Source organism: Pseudomonas arvensis (assembly GCF_056688935.1).
On the sequence record NZ_CP162038.1, the window covers coordinates 2550364 to 2570755 of the forward strand.

General features: G+C 61.0%; 17 protein-coding genes. 7 read left to right on the forward strand and 10 right to left on the reverse strand.

The window, feature by feature from the left end:
* Positions 1 to 32 precede the first annotated feature (32 nt).
* Complete coding sequence (locus tag AB3G88_RS11520) at positions 33 to 1013, forward strand: Gfo/Idh/MocA family protein (protein ID WP_191947852.1); 981 nt, start codon at positions 33 to 35, stop codon at positions 1011 to 1013.
* A 35-nt stretch (positions 1014 to 1048) separates the two neighbouring features.
* On the forward strand, positions 1049 to 1678 hold the full coding sequence (locus AB3G88_RS11525; RefSeq protein WP_480454080.1) for a ribonuclease T2 family protein: 630 nt from the start codon (positions 1049 to 1051) through the stop codon (positions 1676 to 1678).
* Here AB3G88_RS11525 and AB3G88_RS11530 read toward each other — a convergent pair.
* Entirely contained in the window at positions 1675 to 2112 is a 438-nt protein-coding gene (locus AB3G88_RS11530; protein WP_099582770.1) for an Rrf2 family transcriptional regulator, read from the reverse strand. The two genes, AB3G88_RS11525 and AB3G88_RS11530, sit on opposite strands and share 4 nt — an antisense overlap.
* A gap of 145 nt (positions 2113 to 2257) precedes the next feature.
* On the opposite strand from AB3G88_RS11530, the gene AB3G88_RS11535 reads away from it, so the two are divergent.
* Complete coding sequence (locus AB3G88_RS11535; RefSeq protein WP_112194969.1) at positions 2258 to 3139, forward strand: NAD(P)/FAD-dependent oxidoreductase; 882 nt, start codon at positions 2258 to 2260, stop codon at positions 3137 to 3139.
* Positions 3140 to 3268: 129 nt separating this feature from the next.
* Positions 3269 to 3856, forward strand: a complete 588-nt coding sequence (locus tag AB3G88_RS11540) for a LysE family translocator (protein ID WP_099582772.1) — start codon at positions 3269 to 3271, stop codon at positions 3854 to 3856.
* On the opposite strand, the gene AB3G88_RS11545 is transcribed toward AB3G88_RS11540, so the two are convergent.
* From AB3G88_RS11545 to gloB, 9 genes are all read right to left on the reverse strand, one after another.
* Positions 3798 to 4673 carry a helix-turn-helix transcriptional regulator gene (locus AB3G88_RS11545; RefSeq protein WP_158876181.1) on the reverse strand — a complete coding sequence of 292 codons (876 nt, stop codon included), beginning with the start codon at positions 4671 to 4673 and terminating at the stop codon, positions 3798 to 3800. The genes AB3G88_RS11540 and AB3G88_RS11545 overlap by 59 nt on opposite strands.
* 71 nt (positions 4674 to 4744) lie before the next feature.
* Positions 4745 to 8230 (reverse strand): hypothetical protein, encoded by a 3486-nt coding sequence (locus tag AB3G88_RS11550; RefSeq protein ID WP_480454082.1) that lies wholly within the window; start codon positions 8228 to 8230, stop codon positions 4745 to 4747.
* A 153-nt stretch (positions 8231 to 8383) separates the two neighbouring features.
* Complete coding sequence (locus AB3G88_RS11555) at positions 8384 to 9985, reverse strand: ABC transporter ATP-binding protein (RefSeq protein WP_400526874.1); 1602 nt, start codon at positions 9983 to 9985, stop codon at positions 8384 to 8386.
* Between the two features lies 1 nt (position 9986).
* Positions 9987 to 11006, reverse strand: a complete 1020-nt coding sequence (locus AB3G88_RS11560; RefSeq protein ID WP_032885814.1) for an ABC transporter permease — start codon at positions 11004 to 11006, stop codon at positions 9987 to 9989.
* Between the two features lies 1 nt (position 11007).
* Positions 11008 to 12084 (reverse strand): microcin C ABC transporter permease YejB, encoded by a 1077-nt coding sequence (locus AB3G88_RS11565; protein WP_099582776.1) that lies wholly within the window; start codon positions 12082 to 12084, stop codon positions 11008 to 11010.
* Positions 12085 to 13923: an extracellular solute-binding protein gene (locus AB3G88_RS11570; protein ID WP_480454083.1), complete on the reverse strand. Its 1839-nt coding sequence runs from the start codon at positions 13921 to 13923 to the stop codon at positions 12085 to 12087.
* Entirely contained in the window at positions 13920 to 15749 is a 1830-nt protein-coding gene (locus tag AB3G88_RS11575; RefSeq protein ID WP_480454084.1) for an extracellular solute-binding protein, read from the reverse strand. The genes AB3G88_RS11570 and AB3G88_RS11575 overlap by 4 nt, the downstream gene beginning before the upstream one ends.
* A 212-nt stretch (positions 15750 to 15961) precedes the next feature.
* A complete protein-coding gene (locus tag AB3G88_RS11580; protein WP_099582779.1) occupies positions 15962 to 17368 on the reverse strand; it encodes a lytic transglycosylase domain-containing protein in 1407 nt (468 codons plus the stop codon).
* 98 nt (positions 17369 to 17466) lie between these two features.
* Complete coding sequence (gene gloB, locus AB3G88_RS11585; RefSeq protein ID WP_480454087.1) at positions 17467 to 18234, reverse strand: hydroxyacylglutathione hydrolase; 768 nt, start codon at positions 18232 to 18234, stop codon at positions 17467 to 17469.
* Between the two features lie 65 nt (positions 18235 to 18299).
* On the opposite strand from gloB, the gene AB3G88_RS11590 reads away from it, so the two are divergent.
* The 3 genes from AB3G88_RS11590 (at position 18300) to dnaQ (ending at position 20353) form a co-directional block, all read left to right on the forward strand.
* Entirely contained in the window at positions 18300 to 19058 is a 759-nt protein-coding gene (locus AB3G88_RS11590) for a class I SAM-dependent methyltransferase (protein ID WP_480454088.1), read from the forward strand.
* 31 nt (positions 19059 to 19089) lie between these two features.
* Entirely contained in the window at positions 19090 to 19542 is a 453-nt protein-coding gene (gene rnhA, locus AB3G88_RS11595; RefSeq protein ID WP_003173571.1) for a ribonuclease HI, read from the forward strand.
* A gap of 70 nt (positions 19543 to 19612) precedes the next feature.
* Positions 19613 to 20353: a DNA polymerase III subunit epsilon gene (gene dnaQ, locus AB3G88_RS11600; protein WP_177411613.1), complete on the forward strand. Its 741-nt coding sequence runs from the start codon at positions 19613 to 19615 to the stop codon at positions 20351 to 20353.
* Positions 20354 to 20392 lie beyond the last annotated feature (39 nt).

The following is a 20392-nucleotide window of genomic DNA, read 5'->3' on the forward strand; positions in this document are numbered from 1 at the left end:
GCCCGACTGAACAAAACGCACGAGGGAAAGAGATGAGCACCGTACGTTGGGGCATGATCGGTTGTGGCAGTGTCACTGAATTGAAGAGTGGACCCGCTTTCTACAAAGCGCCAGGTTCGGCCCTGGTGGCCGTGATGGGGCGCCGCGAAGCCGCCGTGCGCGATTATGCGACACGCCATGGGATTGCCCGTTTTTATACCGACGCCCAGGCGCTGATCAACGACCCCGAAGTGGACGCGGTGTACATCGCCACTCCGCCCGACAGCCACCTCGAATACAGCCTGATGGTGGCTGCGGCCGGCAAGCACTGTTGCGTCGAAAAACCTATGGCACTGAATGCCGAGCAAAGTGCGTTGATGCAACGCACCTTCGAGCGCGCCGGGCTGCATCTGTTTGTCTCCTACTACCGCCGTTCGCTGCCGCGCTTTGTGCAAGTACGCGACTGGTTGCGCGACGGTCGCATCGGCGAACTGCGCCAGCTCACCTGGACCCTGTGCAAACCACCGGCTGCCGAGGACGCCAGCGCCGCCAATTGGCGTACCGACCCGCTGGTCGCTGGTGGCGGTTACTTTGCCGACCTGGCCAGCCATGGGTTTGACCTGTTCCAGTACCTGGCCGGCGATATCGTCGAGGTGTCGGGCTTTAGCGCACGTCAGGCCGGGCGCTATGTGGCCGAGGACGCGGTTACCGCCTGCTGGACCTTCAGCTCGGGCGCATTGGGCATGGGGTGCTGGAACTTTGTTGCCGACCGCCGGGAAGACAAGGTCGAGCTGATCGGCAGCAGGGGCCGCATCACGTTTGCGGTCTTCGAAGACCAACCGCTGCATCTCGAAGGTGAGATCAACCAAGTGCTGGACGTGCCGTGCCACACGCATATCCAGTGGCACCACGTGTTGGCCATGAACGCGCATATACGTGGTGAAGCCGAGCATCCGTCGCTGGCCATCGAGGCGTTGAAGACCGACCGGATCCTGGACAAGGTGCTACAACGCAACCCCCATCATCCCGGCTAGGCGCGATATACCTGCTTTTTCAAGGAAATAGACGGATGAAATACTGGATAACGTTGTGCCTCGTGTTCGCTACAGGTGCTATGGCGGCCCCACGGAGTCAGGGGACGCCTGGAGAGTTTGATTTTTATGTGTTGTCGCTGTCATGGTCGCCGACGTTTTGCCTGACGCACCCGGACAATGAGCAGTGTTCGGGCAAAGGCTACGGATTTGTGCTGCACGGCCTGTGGCCGCAATACGCCAAGGGCGGGTGGCCGGCGTCCTGTAACCCGCAGTCGTCCTTGTCCCGCGAAGAGCTGGACAAGGGCGCCGCATTGTTCCCCACCCGTTCGCTGCTCAAGCACGAGTGGGCCAAGCACGGCACTTGCAGCGGGCTTGAACCGCTGGCCTACCTGGAGAAAACCGACGCGGCACTGGGCGTTGTTGCCATCCCAACGCAACTGCAGCCGTTCAATACACCGCCATCGTTGCCTGCCTCTGAGATCGAGGCGTTGTTTCGCGAGAGCAACCCGCGCATGGGCAATCATGGGGTGGCCGTGATTTGCAAAGGCAAGGTGCTGTCGGAAGTGCGCGTGTGCCTGACCAAGGACCTGGCGTTCGCCGGCTGCCCGCGCAGTGTGAAAACCCAATGCCGCGAGGGCGATATCCGCATTCCTGCGCAGCGCTAGGGCAGCATTGCCAGTCGATAACGCTCGTCAAAGTCTTCGGCCAATTGTGCCAGTGTCACCTTGCCCAGACGCTTCAAGAGCAGCGCCTGGGCCTGTTCGAAAGCGTCGGTAAGGGCAGCATTCACTGCTTGTTCCACCAGGCACTCCGGGTGATCGGTCGAGAGGCCGATCGCGAAGATCGATGGCGTGCCCAGCGCGCTGTGAATATCCAGCAGGGTAATCTCACTCAGGGGTTTACCCAAGCTCCAGCCGCCCTGGTGGCCCTTTTCCGAGCGCACATAGCCTTTCTCCTTGAGCCGGCCGAGGGTGCGCCGCACCACCACCGGGTTGGTGCCGAGCATTTGCGCAATCGTCTGCGACGTGGCGCGTTCCTCGTGGCGCCCCATGTGGATCAACACGTGCAGCATGCGCGAAAGCCGGGTGTCATTTCTCATCGATAAACCTCAGGTTGAGCCGGCGCAAAGTATCGTTCGTAACCCGATAAGTTGCGAGACACTTGACGGCGTATTTTTACGTAACTTATGGTGTGTCGTGAAAGCGCGCGGATAACCGCGTGCGTATCACATGAGGTCACCTTCCATGATGCATGACGTCATTATCATAGGCGGCAGCTATTCCGGCCTGTCTGCGGGCCTGCAACTGGCGCGGGCGCGGCGCAAGGTGCTGGTGATTGATGCGGGGCAACGGCGTAACCGGTTTGCAGCCACCTCCCATGGCTTTCTTGGCCAGGACGGCCAACCGCCGCAGGTCATCGCCGCCGAAGGGCGCAGCCAGTTGATGGAGTACCCGACGGTCACATGGGTGCAGGACAGTGTGGTTCAGGCCAGCGGGCACTTGGACGGATTCAGCGTGCGCACCCCATGCAACGGAGCGTTCAAGGCCAGGCGCCTGATCCTGGCTACCGGCGTGGTCGATGAGTTGCCAGCGATCCCGGGCTTGAAAGAACGCTGGGGCAAACGGGTGTTCCATTGCCCGTACTGCCATGGCTACGAGCTTGAGCAGGGCCGCATCGGCGTCCTGGCGACTTCGCCCTTGGCGATGCACCATGCGCTGATGTTGCCCGATTGGGGCACCACCACCTTGTTCACCAATGGCGTATTCACGCCGGATGCCGAGCAAAAGCTCCAGCTGGATCGGCGCGCAGTCCGTGTGGAAAGCACCGCCGTCAGCGCTATCAGCGGTGAACGTGCAGACCTGGAGTTGGTTGACGGTCGCGTCATTGCGTTGGATGGCGTGTTCACGATGTCTCGCACACAGATCAGTCCGCTGGTGGAACACCTGGGCTGTGAGTTGGCCGACGGCCCCACGGGCCCTTATGTGCACACCAACGAAACCCGCCAAACCTCGGTGCCCGGTGTGTTTGCCTGTGGTGATACGTCCCTTGCCGCCGGTTCGGTAGCGCTGGCGGTGGGCGAGGGCGTACGTGCTGGCGTGGGTGCGCATTTTTCCTTGATCATGTGAAGGCCAGGGAGCGTGAGCTGTTTGTGAAGCAGTCCCGTGCGTTGCCAGGGTGATTTTGTTCAATACCGTTTCGGCGCGGCCTTATACCGTGGAACCCTCTTTATGCATCACCATAAAAAGGGAACCGCAATGAGCTTGATTATTTCCATGGCCGCCTTCGCCCTGGCCACTTCCATCACACCGGGACCGGTCAATGTCGTGGCGCTGAGTTCTGGTGCGCGCTTCGGCTTTGTCGCCAGTCAGAAACACGTGTTTGGCGCTGCCGTCGGCTTCACTTTGCTGCTGGTGCTGATCGGTCTGGGCTTGCATGAAGTGCTGCTGCGCTGGCCGGTCCTGACCCAGTTGATCCAATGGGGCGGCGTGGCCTTTTTGCTGTACATGGCCTGGAAACTGGCCGTCGATGATGGTCGCCTGGACGCCGTTGGCACGGCCACTGCACCGTCGATGCTCTACGGCGCGATCATGCAATGGCTCAACCCCAAGGCCTGGTTGGCCTGCGTGGCGGGGATGGGGCTGTTTGTGGCCGATGGCGACGCCGGGCAAGTGTGGCTGTTTGCGAGCCTCTACCTGGTGATCTGCTATCTGTCGGTGGCGTGCTGGGCTTACGCGGGCACCTTTCTGCGCCGCTACCTGAGCAACCCTCAAGGCGTGCGTGTGTTCAACCGCTCAATGGCCGCGTTGCTGGTGGCCAGTGTGGGTTATTTGCTGATGGCTTGAGACGGTCGCGGTACTGCCCCGGGGTGGCGGCAAAATGCAGTTTGAAGGCACGCTGAAAATGCGCCTGGTCGGCAAAGCCTGCGGCAAGCGCTACATCAGCGATCAGACCGCCCTCACGCAGTTGGCTGCGGGCAAACTGGATACGCTGGTTGACCAAAAACGCATGGGGCGTCAGCCCGTAATACTGCTTGAATGCTCGGATCAGGTACGACGGCGACAACTCGGCCGCCAGGCAGATGTCTTCCAGTTTCAATGCCAGCGTGCAGTGCGCTCGGATGTACTCGGCAGCGCGCTCCAGCTTGTAGTTGACCTCGCGCAAAGGCGTATCGGACGGGTTCAGGCGTTGCTGTACATCGCTGAAGTAACTGACCAGCGCGCTTTGCTTGTGCAGGTGCTCGGCCTGTTCATCGACGACGATGCGGTACAGCTCCAGCAAACCCTCGTAGAGCACCGGATCACGGCTGTACGGCGTACTGAACGGGCGAAAACCCTGATCGGCGCTGAAGCCCAACTGGTGCTGCAGATCGGTCAGCCAAGGCGTGTCGATGTACAGCATCTGGTACGACCACGGCTCGTTTTCGATCGGATTGCAGGCGTGGACATCGCCGGGGTTCATCAGCACCAGCGTGCCGGCGCTGATTTCGAAAGTCTGCGCGCCGTAGTGGTAATAACTGCGGCCTGCCGTGACCGCACCGATGGAGAAATGTTCGTGGGCATGCCGCGTGTAAGTGACCTTGCGCCCGTCGGCGATGCTGCGCGCTTCGAGAAACGCGAGCGCCGGATCACGCCAGAACAGCGGAGCGGTAGAGGCGGGCATGGAGGCAACTCCCTGACGTGAACGAATGAGCAAGCCTGCAGCCTTATACAAACGCGGCGATTGTTCAAGCTTCAGCCGGACTTCAGCGCCATGCTGCGCAGGAAGTCAGCCCAGGGATCGTGCTCGCTCACGGCCGCTTCCAGCGTGATCGGCAGCCTGGCCTTTTCGCTCAAAGCCTGACTGTCTTCCAACTGATGGGCGAGGATCGCGTCTGCCACGGCGTGGGAGCGCGCTGAATCAAGGGTGCGCGGCACACGGCGGCCCAGCATGTCCGGTGGCGCAATCTCATCCGGTTCGGGTAGCTCGTTCCCCAGCGCCTGGATGACCACCTCGGTGTTCTCCGGCAGCAGGGCAGGTTCCACCGGCCAACTACCCTTTGCATAGGCCGTCCAGTCAAAACGCATCCACGGCTGCCGTGTGGCCGTATCGACGGCACGCCTGAGTTGCTCGTCGTCAATGTCGCGACGCGTCATTATCACTAGCTGACAGGGGAAGCACTCATAAAAATCCAGCTGGCTCAGATAGGCGACACGCATTAGAACACCAAAGCGACCGACGCTGAGTGGCGTGCCTTGCGCGGTGGCTGGCCGAACCAGACGGAAGAACCGCACTCGGCCATTTTCCAGGGCCTCACGCTGAGGCAGCGTGAGTTGCGACAGCCAATAGCAAATGGACTCCCGGTAAGCGGCCTTGAGCTGCTGGAGTTTCTGGTCGAACGCCTGGGAAAATACGTTGAAAATGCGTCCCAGCAGATGAAAACGCCTGGTCATCTGCTGGTATTTGATCTCGGCTTGTGACGAGTGCCATTTGGTTTCGGTGACGTCGAGGCGGTCGGCCATGTGCAGGTCGATGAACGAGTATTTGGGGCCGTTATACACATTCTCGAAGCGACCGCTTTCGGAGAACGGGGAGTTTTCCGGCAGCCACATCAGAATCCGCGCGTCGAGCCAGGGATTGTCCGGGTAGACCCTGCGCAGATCATTGCGCGCAGTCTCGCGCAGGCTCACCACGGGTTCGGCGAATGCTTCGAGGGTGGAACGCAAGCGCGCGCATTGCGTGTTGAGGGCGTCTACTGCCGTATTCACCGCAAACGTGCCGTAGCGTGACTGGGGCTGCAGAATGCCATTGACCACTGCCCAGTCGATGATCGGCACGGCCGCGTGGGCGCTTGCGAGGAAAGTTTTCCAGGCACCCTCTGGTGGCAGATTGGCAAGAGACATGATCTGGGCGTAGGTCAGTTGGCGCGAGGCACCCGGCAGCAGCCGTTCGAGGTACATCACGTATTGGCGAAACAACACCCACGTATGGGAACTCAGGTGTGCGGCGGCGTCGTGAATCTCGCGCACCAGCATATGTGGACCTTTCCCACTGAGAATCAAGTGTGCCGCCAGTGCAGCAACCGGCTTGTCCAAACTGGGCAGGACGCTTTCGAGGTAGTCCCGCACGAACGTGATGGGTTCCCCCCAAAAATAGTCATCCTGCCAGTCGAGGTAGACGAGGCGCGTGGGGTGCGCGTCGAAGTGTGGGTCGATGCTCAGGATCAAGGCTGCTGCTATCAGCGCTGTCCGGCTGCCACGCTCCGAGCTGTCGCGGGCATGGCTGTCGTGCCAGTGCAGGGTGTCCGACAATGTTTCGCCCAACGCCTGGGCCAGCGGCGAATCGAGCACGCGCACCAGCAGGTAATCGGCCTCTGCGCGCACCTCGGCCGTCGACTTGCCGGCCAGCCAGGGTTGGCACAGGCAGGTGAACAGTGCGTCGCTGCGGCCTGCGATGAAAGCGTCACTCAATTCCACGATCTGTTGGCGTTGCCGCGGCGTCAGGACCCCGGCCGATGGTTGCGTGCCGACGGGCGTCAGTGCGCGCCAGTAAGAGCCATGGCTGGCGGGCAAGGGCAGTGGAGTTTCCAGGCGCTGCACCAGCGTGCGTACCTGGGCCAGCGTTTCCGGCAAGCCAAACTGATAAAGCCGCAACCCTTGTGCAAGGCTCACCGCACCGTTGGTGCGCAACTGTCCACCGGTTTTGGCGGCCAGTTTCATCAACGCCAGTTTCAGCGCAAACAGGTGGTCGTTGGCAGTGACGGCGCGCTCCAGGGATTTCCAGCTGCCATCCATGGCGTACGCACCGATCTCACCGGAAACCGACAGCAACACGTGGCTGGCCGGGTCAATCCCTTCGCGTGTGCGCAGGCTCACGAAGGCCGGGTCGTCGGTCAACTGGCGCAGGTGAACATAGGCCTTGTTGACGAACGGCTGCAGGCCGTCCGGGTCGACGGCGATGATGCGGTCAAGGCCTTCAGGTCCATGCAGCTTGCCGTCGGCGATCACCTCTGAGAGCACGGTGCAAAGCGTGTAGCGATCATTCAACTGACCGACCAGGCGCCGATAGCGCAGCAACTGCTTGTACGAGTGCTTCGTGTGCAGGATCGACGGTGCAGCGGGGACTTCCCAATCGCGCAGGCGTTGAATCAGGGCACGGATCTCTGCCCGCCCCGATGGGCGCTCAAAGCCGTAAGCCTTCAACACGGCCGCGAGGCTCACGCTGTGGCCGGGATAAAGGTGTGTGCGCAGTTGCGTACCCAGCAAAGTCAGGCGCTCCCAGCGCGTATCAGGTGACTCGTGGGCCCAGGTGCTTTGCTCCTGCTCACTGCCGTGGGCCAGCACGCAGATGCGATTGCGCTGCGCGTCGAAATGCGCACGGGTTGGCGCATCGGCCGGACCGGCGAGATCGTTCTCGTTGATAACTGCCTGCAACAGCATGGCTGCTTCGCGCAGGCTTCTGGCCAATTTGGAGTCTGAGTTCAGTTGCAGGCTGGTGAGGTAGATGTCCCGTGTAAACAGCAACCTTCCACCGCTGATCAGCGATTCCAGGGCCTCGGCCAACTGTTGGAAGTCGCGCTGTTGGTGAGTCAGTTCCGCCTCGATGATAGACGTGCTGCGTCCGTTGTCGTCGAATACCGGGAACCCTCGCAGGGCTTGCAGCTCCTCGACCATGCTCCACGCGGTAAAGCGATTGGCTGGCAGCGGATAACCATGGAAGGCCAGAACCAGGTTCAGCGGCAACGTGAATGCATCGTCATCGGCGAGGGGGGCGAGGTAGTGAACGCCCAGGTCCGAGGGGTCGACCATATGGCTGATGGCAATAATGGGGTTGGCCACTGACCACCACGCTGACGTATCGCCCAGGGTGTAGACCTTGGGCTGTCCGCGAGCGCTGACGCGGAGTGTGCTGGTACACACGCTCAGGGTCTTGAGGTCAACGTTCCGATCGGCGGCCCAGGCCTTGAAGTGGCTGGCATGGATCGCCTTGCTGAACAGCCCGGTCCACTGTCCCAACAATGAAGATGCGGCAACCCGCACAGGCTGCGCGGGCGTTGGCAACGGCGCCTCTGCCCCGTCGGAGAACAGGCCGATCAATTGCCTGATCAAGGCGTTGTCGCCCACGGCGTGCAACGCCTGGGGCTCACTCAAAGACGCGTGCATCGGGCCGGGGGTGATTGACTCTGCGGTATTGTGCGGCAACGTGTCCCACATCAGGCCGAAGCTAGTGGAGTCTTCCATGAACGTATGTCCGAGTTAAGGGGAACCCGGATCATCGACGCCCATGGCGCTGGCGCAGTAGCAGGCGCTTCCTGGAATGCCGTGGCGTGTGTCGATCACGGCGGCAGGCCATTGGCCTGCGGTCAGAAGTCCCAGCGGGTGGCCAGCATGCATTCAGGCCGGTACGAGGAACGCAGCCTCAAGCAACTGCCGGGTATACGCATGCTGCGGGTCGGCAAAAATCGCCCGTGCATCGCCCTGTTCCACTACCTGCCCATGCTTGACCACCATCAGTTGATGACTCAGTGCTTTCACCACCGCCAAGTCATGGCTGATAAACAAGTAAGTCAGGTTGTACTTGGCCTGCAGGCTGCGCAGCAGTTCGACCACCTGGCGTTGCACCGTGCGGTCCAGGGCCGAAGTGGGTTCGTCGAGTAAAATCAGGCGCGGCTTGAGCACCAGTGCACGGGCAATGGCGATGCGCTGACGTTGGCCGCCGGAGAACTCATGGGGGTAGCGATGCCGGGATTCCGGGTCCAGGCCCACTTCCTTGAGCGCGGCGATAATCGCTGCTTCCTGCTCGGCCGGTGTACCCATTTTGTGAATGCGCAAACCTTCGCCAACGATCTCACTGACGCACATGCGCGGGCTCAGGCTGCCGAACGGGTCCTGGAACACCACCTGCATTTCCCGGCGCAGCGGGCGTACCTGTTGCTGCGTCAGGCGGTCAAGCTGTTGGCCTTCGAAGCAGATGCCGCCCTTGCTGCCGATCAAGCGCAGGATCGCCAAACCGAGGGTGGATTTGCCCGAGCCGCTTTCGCCAACGATGCCCAGGGTTTGCCCTTGGGGCAGGCTGAAGTTGATGCCATCCACCGCTTTGACGTAATCGACGGTGTTGCGCAAAAAGCCTTTCTTGATCGGGAACCACACCTTGAGATCATCGACCACCAGCAGCGGCGGCCCCACTACGTTATTGGCCGGACCTCCGCTGGGCTCGGCCGCCAGCAGTTCTTGGGTGTAAGGGTGTTGCGGCGACTGGAACAGCGTCTCGCACTCGGCCTGCTCGACGATGCAACCTTTCTGCATCACGCACACACGATGGGCAATGCGCCGCACCAGGTTCAGGTCGTGGCTGATCAGCAGCAAGGCCATGCCCAAGCGCGCCTGCAATTCCTTGAGCAGTTCGAGAATCTTCAACTGCACCGTCACGTCGAGCGCCGTGGTCGGCTCGTCGGCGATCAACAACTCCGGCTCGTTGGCCAATGCCATGGCAATCATCACCCGCTGGCGCTGGCCGCCGGACAATTCATGGGGCAGGGCCTTGAGGCGTTTGTGCGGTTCGGGAATGCCGACCAGTTCCAGCAATTCCAGGGTGCGCTGGGTGGCAACCTTGCCGGTCAGCCCCTTATGCAGGCCGAGCACTTCGTTGATCTGTTTCTCGATATTGTGCAGCGGGTTCAACGAGGTCATCGGCTCCTGGAAGATCATCGCGATCCGGTTGCCGCGAATGTGCCGCAGGGTCTTTTCCTTGAGGGTCAGCAGGTCTTGCCCGGCGTACTCGATGGTGCCGCTCGGATGCCGCGCCAGCGGGTAGGGCAGCAGGCGCAGGATCGAATGGGCGGTCACCGATTTGCCGGAGCCGCTTTCGCCGACCAGTGCGATGGTTTCGCCACGCTTGATGTCGAAGCTGACGTTGTTGACCACGCGGTGGTGATGCTCGCCAGTGACGAACTCGACGCTGAGGTCGCGGATTTCGATCAGATTGTCCTGATTCATCTCATTTCCTCGGGTCGAAGGCATCGCGAGCGGACTCGCCGATAAACACCAGCAGGCTCAACATGATCGCGAGCACGGCGAACGCACTCATGCCCAGCCACGGCGCTTGCAGGTTGGATTTGCCCTGGGCCACCAGTTCGCCCAGGGACGGCGAGCCGGCGGGTAAACCAAAGCCGAGGAAGTCCAGGGCGGTAAGGGTGCCGATGGCGCCGGTGAGGATGAACGGCATGAAGGTCATGGTCGAGACCATGGCGTTGGGCAGGATATGGCGGAACATGATCGCGCCGTTCTGCATGCCCAAGGCGCGGGCTGCACGCACGTATTCAAGGTTGCGCCCGCGCAGGAACTCGGCGCGCACCACGTCCACCAGGCTCATCCACGAAAACAGCAACATGATGCCCAGCAGCCACCAGAAGTTGGGCTGCACAAAACTCGCGAGGATGATCAACAGATACAACACCGGCAGCCCGGACCAGATTTCCAGGAAACGCTGCCCGGCCAGGTCGACCCAGCCGCCGTAGAATCCCTGCAAGGCCCCGGCGATCACGCCAATGATCGAGCTGAGGATGGTCAGGGTCAGGGCAAACAGCACCGACACCCGAAAACCGTAGATCACCCGCGCCAGTACATCGCGGCCCTGGTCATCGGTGCCCAGCAAGTTCACGGATGACGGCGGCGCCGGGGCTGGCACTTTGAGGTCGTAGTTGATGCTCTGGTAGCTGAACGGGATCGGCGCCCACAAGGTCCAGGCGTCCTTGGCCTTGAGCAGCTCCTGGATATACGGGCTCTTGTAGTTGGCTTCCAGCGGGAACTCGCCGCCGAAGGTGGTCTCCGGGTAGCGCTTGAGCGCCGGGAAATACCAGTCGCCGTCGTAGTGCACGGCCAGCGGTTTGTCGTTGGCGATCAGCTCCGCGCCCAGGCTCAGCCCGAACAGGATCAGGAACAGCCACAGCGACCACCAGCCACGTTTGTTGGCTTTGAAACGCTCGAACCGGCGACGATTGAGGGGGGACAGATTCATCTCAATGCTCCCGGCTGGCGAAGTCGATACGCGGATCGACCAGGGTGTAGGTGAGGTCACCGATCAGTTTCACGATCAGCCCCAGCAGGGTGAAGATAAACAGCGTGCCGAACACCACCGGGTAGTCACGGTTGATCGCCGCTTCAAAGCTCATCAGGCCCAGGCCGTCGAGGGAGAAGATCACTTCCACCAGCAATGAGCCAGTGAAGAAGATGCCGATAAACGCCGAGGGGAAACCGGCGATCACCAGTAGCATCGCGTTACGGAACACATGGCCGTAAAGCACGCGGTGGTTGGTCAGGCCCTTGGCCTTGGCGGTGACCACGTACTGCTTGTTGATCTCGTCGAGAAAGCTGTTTTTGGTGAGCAGCGTCATGGTCGCGAAGTTGCCGATGACCAGCGCGGTGATCGGCAACGCCAAGTGCCAGAAGTAGTCGAGGATCTTGCCGCCCCAGCTCAGCTCGTCAAAGTTGTTGGAGGTGAGCCCGCGCAACGGGAACCAGTCCAAGTAACTGCCGCCGGCGAATACCACGATCAACAGGATCGCGAACAGGAACGCCGGGATCGCATAGCCGACGATGATCGCCGAACTGGTCCACACGTCGAAATGGCTGCCATGGCGCGTAGCCTTGGCGATCCCCAGGGGGATCGACACCAGGTACATGATCAGCGTGCTCCATAACCCGAGGGAGATGGACACCGGCATCTTTTCCTTGATCAGGTCGATGACCTTGGCGTCACGGAAGAAGCTGTCGCCAAAATCCAGCTGGGCGTAGTTCTTGACCATGATCCACAAGCGTTCCGGCGCCGACTTGTCGAAGCCGTACATCTTTTCGATTTCCTTGATCAGCGCCGGGTCCAGGCCCTGGGCGCCGCGATAGCTGCTGGAGCCGGCCACCGAGACTTCGGCGCCGCCGCCGGCAATGCGGCTGGTGGCGCCTTCAAAGCCCTCAAGCTTGGCGATCATCTGTTCCACCGGGCCACCGGGGGCGGCCTGGATGATGATGAAGTTGATCAGCAGGATCCCGAACAATGTGGGGATGATGAGTAACAGGCGGCGAACAATATAGGCCAGCATTCAATCGCCTCCGCTCGCCGGATCGGCGGTCGTGTCTGTGTTCAGGGGGACGGCAGGTTTGACATTGGGTTTGCTCCACCAGGTGGCGGTGCCCACGTCGTAGCGCGGCGGTACCTTAGGGTGGCCCAGGTGATCCCAATACGCCACGCGGAACGTCTTGATGTGCCAGTTGGGAATCACGTAGTAGCCAAACTGCAACACGCGATCCAGGGCTTTGGCATGGGCCACCAGGCTTTTGCGCGAATCGGAGTCGATCAGTTCCTCTACCAATTGGTCAACCGCCGGGTCCTTGAGGCCCATGTAGTTGCGGCTGCCGGGTTTATCGGCGCTGGAGGATTTCCAGAATTCGCGCTGTTCGTTACCGGGCGAGGTGGACTGCGGGAAGCTGCCCACCAGCATGTCGAAGTCCCGCGAGCGGATACGATTGACGAACTGCGAGACGTCGACGCGGCGGATCACCAGGTCGATACCCAGGTCGGCCAGGTTACGCTTGAAGGGCAGCAGGATGCGTTCGAATTCAGTCTGGGCCAGCAGGAATTCGATCTTCACCGGTTTGCCGGTGGGGTCGACCATCTTGTCATCGACGATACGCCAACCGGCTTCCTGCAGCAGTTGGTAGGCTTCGCGTTGCTGGGTGCGGATCATGCCGCTGCCGTCGGTCTTGGCCGGTTCGAAAGCCTGGGTGAAGACTTCGGGAGGGATCTTGTCGCGCAGCGGTTCGAGGATTTTCAGCTCATCAGGGCCGGGCAGGCCAGTGGCCGCCATCTCCGAGTTTTCGAAGTAGCTGCGGGTACGGGTGTAGGCGCCGTTGAACAGCTGCTTGTTGCTCCATTCGAAATCCAGCAACAGGCTGATGGCCTTGCGCACGCGCACGTCTTCGAACATGGGTTTGCGCATGTTGAACACAAAACCTTGCATCCCGGTGGGGTTACCGTTGGGAATCTCTTCCTTGATCAAGCGGCCTTCGGTCACGGCCGGGATGTTGTAGGCGTTGGCCCAGTTCTTGGCGCTGAATTCCAGCCAATAGTCGAACTGCCCAGCCTTCAAGGCTTCCAGGGAGACGGTGCTGTCGCGATAGTAGTCGGTGATGCGGTTATCGAAATTGTAGAAACCCTTGGTGACCGGCAGGTCCTTGGCCCAGTAGTCCTTGACCCGCTCGTAGCGGATCATGCGCCCGGCCTTGACCTCGGCGACCTTGTACGGCCCGCTGCCCAACGGCACTTCAAGGTTGCCCTTGGCGAAGTCGCGGGTCGCCCACCAATGCTTGGGCAACACCGGCAGTTGCCCGAGGATCAGCGGTAATTCGCGGTTGTTGGTGCGCTTGAACTTGAACAGCACTTTCAGCGGATCTTCGGCAATGACTTCGTCGACGTCGGCGTAATAGGTGCGGTAGATCGGCGAGCCTTCCTTGATCAGTTCCTGGAAGGTAAACACCACGTCTTCGGCACGGATCGGGTGGCCATCATGGAAGCGCGCTTCGGGGCGCAGGTAGAAACGCACCCAACTGTTGTCCGGGGCTTTTTCGATCTTGCCGGCGACCAGGCCGTATTCGGTGATGGGTTCATCCAGGCTTTGCATGGCCAGGGTGTCGTAGATCAGGCCAAGGTTGTCCGCCGGCACGCCTTTGGCAATGTAGGGGTTGAGGCTGTCGAAGCCGCCCATGGCCGACTCGCGGAACGTGCCGCCCTTGGGGGCATCCGGGTTCACATAGTCGAAGTGCTTGAAGTCGGCCGGGTATTTCGGCGGCTCGTTGTACAGCGTCAGCGCATGCTGCGGCGCCGCGTGGGCCGCGCAGCTCAGCAACAAGCCGGCAAACAGTGAAGAACGCAAAGACATCATTGGGCTTTCTCCGACGCTTTGAGCCACCACGCGCTCAGGCCCAGGCTGTAGGGCGGCGTGGCGACAAAGGCGAACCGGTTGCGGTACGCCAGGCGATGATAGTTGAGGTACCAGTTTGGAATGCTGTAGTGCTGCCACAGCAGCACCCGGTCGAGGGCGCGGCCGGCGGCCAGTTGTTCTTCGCGAGTCTGGGCGGCCAGCAGTTGTTCCAGCAGGTGATCGACGATCGGGTTGGCGATGCCTGCGTAGTTCTTGCTGCCCTTGATCGCGGCCTGGCTGGAGTGGAAGTACTGCCACTGCTCAAGGCCGGGGCTCAGGGTCTGGTTGAGGGTGATCAGGATCATGTCGAAGTCGAATTGATCCAGGCGCTGCTTGTACTGCGCGCGGTCGACGGTGCGCAGGCGCGCGTCGATGCCGATGCTGATCAGGTTCTCCACATAGGGTTGCAGGATGCGCTCCAGGTTCGGGTTGACCAGCAGCATCTCAAAGCGCAGCGGCTGCCCATCTTTGTTGAGCAAGCGCTGGCCCGAGAGTTTCCAGCCAGCCTCGCCCAGCAGTGCCAGGGCGCGGCGCATGTTCTCGCGGGGGATGCCGCGCCCGTCGGTCTGCGGCAGGCTGAAGGCTTGGGTAAACAGGTTCGCCGGCAATTGCTCGCGGTACGGCGAGAGCATCAGCCATTCGTGGCCCACGGGTACGCCGCTGGCGGCGAACTCGCTGTTGGGGTAGTAGCTCAAGGTGCGTTTGTAGGCGTTGCTGAACAGGGTGCGGTTGGTCCACTCGAAGTCGAACATCAGCCCCAGGGCTTCACGCACCTTGGCCTGGCTGAAGGTCGGTCGGCGGGTGTTCATGAACAGGCCCTGGCTTTGGGTGGGGATCTGGTGGGCGATCTGCGCCTTGATCACCTCACCCCGGTTCACCGCAGGGAAGTTGTAGCCATTGGCCCAGTTCTTGGCTTGGTGCTCGATGTAGATGTCGAATTCGCCGGCCTTGAAGGCCTCGAAGGCCACGTCGCTGTCGCGGTAGAACTCCACTTCGACCTTGTCGTAATTGTAGAAACCCCGGTTGACCGGCAGGTCCTTGCCCCAGTAATCCTTGACCCGCTCAAACACCAGCTGGCGTCCCGGGGTGACCTTGCTGATACGGTACGGTCCGCTGCCCAGCGGCGGTTCGAAGGTGGTGGCCTTGAAGTCGCGGTTTTTCCAATAGTGCTGGGGCAATACCGGCAGCTCGCCCAGGCGCAGAATCAGCAGCGGGTTGCCAGCGCGCTTGAACACAAACCGGATGCGGTGAGGATTGAGGACGTCTACCCGCGCCACTTCCTGCAGGTTGGTGCGGTATTGCGGATGGCCCTCGGTCAGCAGGGTGCGATAGGAAAAGGCCACGTCATCGGCGGTGATCGGCTTGCCATCATGAAAGCGCGCTTCCGGGCGCAAATTGAACACCACCCAGCTGCGGTCCTCGCTGTACTCGACCGATTGGGCAATCAATCCGTAGCTAGAGGTGGGCTCATCACCGGACGGCGCGTACTGGCCGGTGCCGGCCATCAACGGCTCATTGAGCTCGTTGACGCCGTATTGCAGGAAATTGGGGGTGGAAACCGGGCTGGAGCCCTTGAAGGTATAGGGGTTGAGCGTATCGAAGGTGCCAAATGCCATGACCCGCAAAGTCCCGCCTTTCGGCGCTGCAGGGTTGACCCAGTCGAAGTGGGTGAATTTGGCCGGGTACTTGAGCCTGCCGAACTGCGTATAACCGTGGCTCTCGGTAATCGTCGCGTTCGCACCAAAGCTCAAGGCCAGACTTATTAGTAGAAGGAGGGGACGCTTCAAGTCAGAGATCCGATCCAGGCGGCTTGGGCTTTATGGTCGGTACAGTAACAGCTTGTTCCGGTTGGAAAAAGCCAGTCCCAGACACTGGAGAACCAATGTGGGAGGGGGCTTGCCCCCGATAGCAGGCTGTCAGCTACCAGATTCACTGGTTGACACACCGCTATCGGGGGTAAGCCCCCTCCCACAATTAGATCCGTAGTGTTCCCGAGTTATCAGCGCGGCCCGGAAACCACCAGCATCTGCCCCGGCTTCAATGCCTGGCCAGTACGCGGGTTCCAACGCTTGAGATGTTGCATCTCGACGTTGAATCGCTTGGCAACGATGTACAGCGAGTCGCCTTTCTTGACCTTGTACTGCACCGGCTTCTTGCTGCTGGCCACCGCGCGGCGGGTGTCCTGCATCACCAATGTCTGACCGACCTTCAGTGCCTGGCCATTAAGCTGGTTCCAGCGCTGCAGGTCGTGCACATCGACCTTGTTGGCCTTGGCGATCAGCGTGAGGTTGTCGCCGCTGCGCACCTTGTAGCTGCGGCTGCGGCCGGCCACGCGTGCGGTCTCGACTTCGTCGAACACCTGTTTTTTCGGGCGCATCGCCAGCAATTCTTCCGGCTTCATCGTCGAAAGGGTGCTGGTCAGCAACTGCGCCTTGGAGCTCGGTACCAACAGATGTTGCGGGCCGTCCAGGGTGGTGCGTTGTTTCAGGGCCGGGTTGAGTTGGAACAGCTCGTCTTCGTCGATTTCAGCCAGCGCGGCGACCCGTGACAGGTCCATGCTTTGCTTGACTTCAACCACTTCGAAGTACGGCGTGTTGGCAATCGGGTTCAGGTTGACGCCGTAGGCCTCGGGGGCCAGCACCACTTGGGAGAGCGCCAGGAACTTGGGCACGTAGTCCTTGGTTTCCTGGGGCAGGGGCAGGTTCCAGTAGTCGGTCGGCAGGCCGAGCTTTTCGTTGCGCTCGATGGCGCGGCTCACGGTGCCTTCGCCGGCATTGTAGGCGGCCAGCGCCAACAGCCAGTCGCCGTTGAACATGTCATGCAGGCGTGTCAGGTAGTCGAGGGCGGCGGTGGTGGAGGCGGTGATGTCGCGTCGGCCGTCGTAGGCGCGGGTCTGGCGCAGGTTGAAGTAGCGCCCGGTGGAGGGGATGAACTGCCACAGGCCCACCGCATCGCTGCGTGAATAGGCCATCGGGTTGTAGGCACTTTCGATCACCGGCAGTAGCGCCAGCTCCAGGGGCATGTTGCGTTCTTCAAGGCGTTCGACGATGTAATGAATGTAGAGACTGCCGCGTTCGCCGGCGTTCTCCAGGAAGGACGGGTTGCTCGCGAACCACAGGCGCTGTTGCTCGATGCGCGGGTTGACGCCAACGTTGTCCTGCAATTGAAAGCCCCGGCGCATGCGTTCCCAGACGTCCTGGGGTACTTCGGGGCTGGGCTTCTCTGTGAGCCAGATAGGTTTTTGCTTGATCTTGGCAGCAAGATTGGGTTTGGGTTGCACGGTGGTTTGTGCAGCGTAATTTGTCGATTGGCAGCCCGCCAGAGTTGCGGAGACAGCCACCGCCACAGCTTGAGCCAGGCGGGTCAATGCGTCTGAATGGTTGGATTTACGAATAGATGACGACATTGGCTGGAAGTAAGTTCCGGGCAAAAATGTCGGGCGATTCTAGAAAGCGCTTTGGTTCCGGTCAACCATTCAGAAATTACGTATCAGATTGCATCGTCTTAGAACTTATCTTTCCACGCCCTCAAGCTAGCAAAAACCTCGGCCCCAGAGCGGTTGTCGCGGCCGTTCCGTTCGTCCGCTTTTTGTTTAACGGATGTTTCAGAGGTGCGCAAAAAAGGGTTGGTGCGTTTTTCCAGGGCCAGGTTGGAGGGCAGTGTTATCTCGCCACGGGCCCGCAGTTGGCGGACGCTTTCCACCCGTTCGGCGATATCGGCGTTGTCTGGTTCCACCGCTTGGGCAAACTTGAGGTTACTTTGTGTGTATTCGTGGGTGCAGTACACCAAGGTGTCGGCGGGCAGGACAGCCAAACGCTCCAGCGAAGTGTGCATCTGTTCAGGCGTGCCCTCGAACAGGCGCCCGCAACCGGCGGCGAACAGGGTGTCGCCACACAACAGCACGCCCGGGTGATAAAAAGCGATATGGCCTAGGGTGTGGCCGGGCACGGCATAAATGTCGAAGTCCCAGCCGAGCACCGTGATGCGGTCGTTATCATTTAACGCCACGTCCCGCGCCGGGATCTGTTCGTTGGCCGGGCCGTAGACCTTGGCGTTGGTCGCGTGCTTGAGTTGTTCGACGCCACCCACGTGGTCATGGTGATGGTGGGTGATCAGGATATCGCTCAAGGTCCACTCGGGATTTTGCGTGAGCCAGGCCAGTACCGGCGCGGCATCGCCGGGGTCGACCACCGCGCAGCGCTTTTTAGGCGGGTTCTGTAACAACCAGATGTAGTTATCGGTGAAGGCGGGCAGGGCACTGATCTGTATCATTCTTCGATTCGCCAAGCTGAACACATTGGTGCATCTTAGAACGTCTAGGCGAGTTGGAGAATGCAATGACTGATAAAGCGTTCGCCCAGGCCGATCCTGAGTGGCTGGCCCTGATCGGCGCGGCCCGTGAATGGCTGTCCGGGCCCATCGGGCAATTTCTGCTGGATGAAGAACGGCGCATGCTCGAAGACGAGCTGGGCCGCTTCTTTGGTGGCTATCTGGTGCATTACGGTCCCTCCGCACAGACGCCGCCGTCTGCGCCGCAGGTGCAACGCAATGTGCGCCTGGGCGCACCTTTGCCGGGCGTCGAGATCGTTTGCGAGGAACAGGCCTGGCCGTTGAGCGAGCACGCCGCCGATGTGGTGGTGTTGCAGCATGGCCTGGATTTCTGCCTGTCGCCCCACGGTTTGCTGCGCGAGGCGGCGAGCAGCGTGCGCCCTGGTGGCCATTTGCTGATTGTCGGCATCAACCCTTGGAGCAGTTGGGGGCTGCGCCATGTGTTCGCCCATGATGGCCTGCGCCAGGCGCGCTGCATCGCGCCGTCGCGGGTGGCGGACTGGCTGAACCTGCTGGGCTTCGCGCTGGAGAAACGCCGCTTCGGGTGCTATCGTCCGCCGCTTGCCTCGACCAGGTGGCAGGCGCGCCTCAGCGGCTGGGAACGCCGGGCGGGTATCTGGCAACTGTCGGGCGGCGGCTTCTATCTATTAGTGGCGCGCAAGATTGTGGTCGGGCTACGGCCGGTGCGCCAGGTAGCGCGCCAGCCCATCGGCAAACTGGTGCCGATGCCGATGGCCAAGGTCAACCGCAAGCAAAGTGAAACGTAAAACCCCTTTTTGATTTAAGACCGAGTAACTGATGACTGACAGCGTAGAACTCTTCACCGATGGCGCCTGCAAGGGCAACCCAGGCCCTGGCGGCTGGGGCGCCTTGCTGGTGTGCAAGGGCGTCGAGAAGGAACTGTGGGGCGGCGAAGCCAACACCACCAACAACCGCATGGAACTGATGGGCGCGATTCGCGGCCTGGAAGAACTCAAGCGTCGCTGCAACGTGCTGCTGGTCACCGACTCGCAGTACGTGATGAAGGGCATCAACGAATGGATGGTCAATTGGAAGAAGCGCGGCTGGAAGACCGCCGCCAAGGAACCGGTAAAAAATGCCGACCTGTGGCAATTGCTCGACGAGCAATGCAATCGCCATGACATCACTTGGAAGTGGGTTCGCGGGCACATCGGCCACCCCGGCAACGAGCGGGCAGACCAGCTCGCCAACCGTGGTGTAGACGAGGTGCGAGGCTACAAGCAGAGCTGACGTGCTAACATCGCGCCCTTTGACGCACACCACAGTGCACACCACCGTTGAGAGCTGAACCCTGATGGCCATCCGATCTGTTGTACTCGATACCGAAACCACCGGCATGCCGGTGACTGACGGCCACCGGATCATTGAAATCGGCTGTGTCGAACTCATGGGTCGGCGTCTCACCGGGCGTCACTTCCACGTCTACCTGCAACCGGACCGCGACAGTGACGAAGGCGCCATCGGCGTCCACGGTATCACCGACGAGTTCCTCAAGGGCAAGCCACGCTTCGCTGAAGTGGCCGATGAGTTCTTCGAATTCATCAAGGGCGCCCAGCTGATCATCCATAACGCGGCGTTCGACGTCGGTTTCATCAATAACGAATTTGCCCTGATGGGGCAGACTGATCGTGCAGACATTTCCCAGCACTGCTCGATCCTCGATACCTTGATGATGGCCCGTGAACGTCACCCCGGCCAGCGCAACAGCCTCGATGCGTTGTGCAAGCGGTATGGTGTCGACAACTCCGGCCGCGAACTCCACGGCGCTCTGCTCGACTCCGAGATTCTCGCCGACGTCTACCTGACCATGACCGGCGGGCAGACCAGCCTTTCGTTGGCGGGGAATGCGTCCGATGGTAGTGGCTCGGCAGAAGGCTCGGGCAACCGTCCTTCGGAAATCCGCCGCCTGCCGGCAGATCGCAAGCCGACCACGATTCTTCGCGCCAGCGAACAGGACATGGTCGAGCATGCACAACGCCTGGAAGCAATTGCCAAGTCGGCCGGTGCTCCTGCGTTGTGGACTCAGCTGACACAACAATAGCCATCAAAACGTCGGAGGGGGCTTGCCCCCCTACAGTTG

Bases quoted from the DNA above. Each gene is read 5' to 3' on its own strand.
- AB3G88_RS11520 (WP_191947852.1), top strand. From the start codon at position 33: ATGAGCACCGTACGTTGGGGCATGATCGGTTGTGGCAGTGTCACTGAA.
- AB3G88_RS11525 (WP_480454080.1), top strand. From the start codon at position 1,049: ATGAAATACTGGATAACGTTGTGCCTCGTGTTCGCTACAGGTGCTATG.
- AB3G88_RS11530 (WP_099582770.1), bottom strand. From the start codon at position 2,112: ATGAGAAATGACACCCGGCTTTCGCGCATGCTGCACGTGTTGATCCAC.
- AB3G88_RS11535 (WP_112194969.1), top strand. From the start codon at position 2,258: ATGATGCATGACGTCATTATCATAGGCGGCAGCTATTCCGGCCTGTCT.
- AB3G88_RS11540 (WP_099582772.1), top strand. From the start codon at position 3,269: ATGAGCTTGATTATTTCCATGGCCGCCTTCGCCCTGGCCACTTCCATC.
- AB3G88_RS11545 (WP_158876181.1), bottom strand. From the start codon at position 4,673: ATGCCCGCCTCTACCGCTCCGCTGTTCTGGCGTGATCCGGCGCTCGCG.
- AB3G88_RS11550 (WP_480454082.1), bottom strand. From the start codon at position 8,230: ATGGAAGACTCCACTAGCTTCGGCCTGATGTGGGACACGTTGCCGCAC.
- AB3G88_RS11555 (WP_400526874.1), bottom strand. From the start codon at position 9,985: ATGAATCAGGACAATCTGATCGAAATCCGCGACCTCAGCGTCGAGTTC.
- AB3G88_RS11560 (WP_032885814.1), bottom strand. From the start codon at position 11,006: ATGAATCTGTCCCCCCTCAATCGTCGCCGGTTCGAGCGTTTCAAAGCC.
- AB3G88_RS11565 (WP_099582776.1), bottom strand. From the start codon at position 12,084: ATGCTGGCCTATATTGTTCGCCGCCTGTTACTCATCATCCCCACATTG.
- AB3G88_RS11570 (WP_480454083.1), bottom strand. From the start codon at position 13,923: ATGATGTCTTTGCGTTCTTCACTGTTTGCCGGCTTGTTGCTGAGCTGC.
- AB3G88_RS11580 (WP_099582779.1), bottom strand. From the start codon at position 17,368: ATGTCGTCATCTATTCGTAAATCCAACCATTCAGACGCATTGACCCGC.
- gloB (WP_480454087.1), bottom strand. From the start codon at position 18,234: ATGATACAGATCAGTGCCCTGCCCGCCTTCACCGATAACTACATCTGG.
- AB3G88_RS11590 (WP_480454088.1), top strand. From the start codon at position 18,300: ATGACTGATAAAGCGTTCGCCCAGGCCGATCCTGAGTGGCTGGCCCTG.
- rnhA (WP_003173571.1), top strand. From the start codon at position 19,090: ATGACTGACAGCGTAGAACTCTTCACCGATGGCGCCTGCAAGGGCAAC.